We start from the raw sequence: 2,941 nt of genomic DNA, 5'->3' as shown, positions 1-2,941 counted from the left end.
AGAAAATCCAATCACCTTGGGCTTGAACCCATTTACGGATTGGAGAATGCATACGGCTACGGCAGAAGTTTAGCTGTCTGGCTGATTGAAAAAGGTTACATTGTAAAAGACATTAATCCTGCCCTGGCATATGACCAGAGAAAAAGTGCACCTATGCTCCGTAAAAATGATGAGCATGATGCTTATTGTGTTGCAACGGTTCTGATTAACCAGTTACATACCTTGCCCGATGCAAAGCCAAAAGATAACGAATGGACGTTATCACAACTGGTAAATCGGAGAGATTTATTGGTGAAAGACGGTATCCGCTTTAAGAACGGACTCCATGAGCAGATATCCATGGCATATCCCAGCTATAGTAAGTTCTTCAGCGAAATAGACGGAAAATGTGCCATGTATTTCTGGAGGACCTACCCAGCCCCTGTTCATTTGCAGGGAAAAACGGCAGAAGACCTAACAATCGAATTTAAGGAAATATCCCGTATTGCCAAGAAAGATAAAGCGGAGTTGATTCTGGACTGCGTTCATAATGATGGAAATACCTTTGGGGAATATCAGGAATCCAGAGATTTTATCACAACAAGTCTGGTACGGGATTTGGAACATCAAAAAGAAGAATTAGCAGGGCTTGACCAAGAAATTGAGAAAATCCTGCTTAGCTTTGATTATAAACTGACCAGTATGCCAGGGATTGGAACTTCCGTAGCCAGTAAGTTGATTGCAGAAATCGGAGATATTCGAAGATTTCCCAGTGCAGATAAGCTGGTAAGATTCGCAGGAGTAGCTCCTGTAAAGTTCAGTTCCGCCGGGAAAGGCAAGGAGCAAAGCTCCAGACAAGGAAACCGCCAGTTGCATGGATTGTTTTATTTCCTGGCAGTAACCATGGTATCCAGACCAAAGAACGGAACGCCCAATCATCCGGTATTTTATGACTATTATATGCGGAAAATCGGTGAAGGAAAGACAAAGTCTCAGGCACTGGTCTGCATCATGCGTCGATTGGTGAACATTGTGTACGGGATGATGAAAAATAAGACAGAATACCGGGAACCGATTCTAAAAGAAGAACAGTAATTTCTTTCTTAAAAATAGCACGAAGATGTGCTATACTTTTTTAAAACGAATACGAATTTTCACCCCTTTCTGTACATCTCAGTACCCCACCTGAGGGTTCGGGCGGAGATAAAAAAAGTAAAAAATTAAATGAATGGCTAGCTGATGATAAAGAATTGCTAGATGAAGTTACAGAATGGTATAATAAAAAACCAGAGTGGTGGGGAATTGATCCAGAAAATACAGATGTATTTTATAGAACACCACAAGAAGTAAAGGAAATAAGAAAAAAGGCAGGAGAAAGTGGAGGGCATCATCCACACGGATTAGCATTAGGAGGACCAGAAGGTCAGAAACTCACTCCAACAGGTGAATCAGTAAAGGTTAAAAATCCGATACATAGCCAAGTAACCGGATTACAGAGACGTGTTATAAATCGGATAAAGAAATAACAAGAACAAGGAGGTAATATGAATACAAGGTGTAATGAATTCATTAGTTGGGCTAAAGATAAGGGATGGGATATAACTTTTAAATCTGAATCTGGATTAGAATTGGATGACAGTATAATATCAAGATTTAATGGAATTCCTCAAAGTTATGTAGAGTTTTTAAAAATAGTTAAACAATGTATAGCACCTAGTGAGAAGACTTGGTTTATATGTCAGGATGAATATAATAATATTTCAAACATTGCGTTTAAATGGAATGAATTTGAATTATTGAGTCTGGAGGTAGCTGAAAATGATAATGAATGGAAAAAAGAAATAGTATCATGGTGGGATAAACATTTACCTATAGTTATGTCAGTTGATGAAGGCTATTCCTTTTATGCAATTGATTTAAACGATAATATAGGCTCCATTGTACAGGGATTTGAGCCAGAATTCGAAGAGGTAGAAAAGATAGCTGATAATATTGAAGATTTTTTTGAATTAATTGTAAAGGGTAAAATAGAATTATTGTAAAGAAATGTAGTATTTAGGCTGAGTTAAGGCAATAGAGAGAAGAAATATAAAAGGTCGGCAGTGTGTAGTGGTATGAATTAAAACTTTAATCCGGTGCACCTTAGCAGACACCTTATAAATCCTTAAATTTAGCTGGTTTCAGTATGGTTACATCCACCTAAAAGGTGCCCTGATCGATATTGACAGCTACCTGATAAAAAAGAAAGGCTTTGATTGAAACCCTTATGCAGTCGGCATTGCCGGCTGCTGCAAACCGGCAGGAGCGCCGTAAGGTGCACCTGCCTTTAACCTGCATCATTTTCGACCCCATGGTTCACCCCTGTTTTAGTACAGGAAATGAGCGTAAATATTCCTCAACCGGATTTTTAAATAGCAGCAAGTATGCGACTTGAAGCCATATAAAAAACAGCCATAGATGCGACTATTTCTTAAAGTAGCAGAAAGAAGAACAGGTGGCAACAGCAATTCAAACATTTATCAGGAAAAAGGAAAAATCCTTTCTTTTTCATATTTGCCCAACAAGGCTTTTTATTGTCTGAATGGCATACATGCTCCAGTAGCGGTTTCAAAGGTCATACAGGGGCTATATTTTGCGACACAAGGCTAACAGAGAATGGGACTTTATTCTGCTTTGCCATTGATTTAAAGATAACTTTCTACCCCCCATGGTTCATGGTGAACCATAGGATTTACAGGAATCTGGTTCTATGGTAAAATGGGGCTGCCGGGGGTTACAGGGGGTAAAAAATACTCTTTCTGTAGCTCCCTTTTCTGTTCTTTTTTCTGCCGTTTTTTCTCCTGAAAATAAATCCAGAAATAACTTGCAATCCAGTCGATACAGAGTTAACATCAACAACCAATAAAAGAAATAACTTGTCCTTTCACCCATTGGTTTGTTGTAGATAGGCTGTCGAACCCTT

4 protein-coding genes are annotated in these 2,941 nt (G+C 38.8%); 3 read left to right on the top strand and 1 reads right to left on the bottom strand.

Annotated elements, in window-relative coordinates:
* The 3 genes from CRO04_RS25535 to CRO04_RS25525 all read left to right on the top strand — a co-directional run.
* Positions 1–1,074 (top strand): IS110 family transposase (locus CRO04_RS25535; protein WP_097007040.1); only part of this gene is annotated, 1,074 nt, incomplete at its 5' end.
* Positions 1,075–1,229: 155 nt separating this feature from the next.
* Positions 1,230–1,505 (top strand): hypothetical protein, encoded by a 276-nt coding sequence (locus tag CRO04_RS25530; RefSeq protein ID WP_097007039.1) that lies wholly within the window; start codon positions 1,230–1,232, stop codon positions 1,503–1,505.
* 18 nt (positions 1,506–1,523) lie between these two features.
* Positions 1,524–2,021 (top strand): SMI1/KNR4 family protein, encoded by a 498-nt coding sequence (locus CRO04_RS25525; protein WP_097007038.1) that lies wholly within the window; start codon positions 1,524–1,526, stop codon positions 2,019–2,021.
* A 157-nt stretch (positions 2,022–2,178) separates the two neighbouring features.
* Here CRO04_RS25525 and CRO04_RS26490 read toward each other — a convergent pair whose 3' ends face one another.
* Positions 2,179–2,319 carry a hypothetical protein gene (locus CRO04_RS26490; RefSeq protein ID WP_166432680.1) on the bottom strand — a complete coding sequence of 47 codons (141 nt, stop codon included), beginning with the start codon at positions 2,317–2,319 and terminating at the stop codon, positions 2,179–2,181.
* Positions 2,320–2,941 lie beyond the last annotated feature (622 nt).

It is taken from the genome of Lacrimispora amygdalina (assembly GCF_900205965.1).
GTDB classification, from domain to species: domain Bacteria; phylum Bacillota; class Clostridia; order Lachnospirales; family Lachnospiraceae; genus Lacrimispora; species Lacrimispora amygdalina_A.
Note: the sequence above shows the minus strand (reverse complement) of the source record. Positions and strands in the feature narration are given on the sequence as shown.

Bases quoted from the DNA above. Each gene is read 5' to 3' on its own strand.
- CRO04_RS25525 (WP_097007038.1), top strand. From the start codon at position 1,524: ATGAATACAAGGTGTAATGAATTCATTAGTTGGGCTAAAGATAAGGGA.
- CRO04_RS26490 (WP_166432680.1), bottom strand. From the start codon at position 2,319: ATGATGCAGGTTAAAGGCAGGTGCACCTTACGGCGCTCCTGCCGGTTT.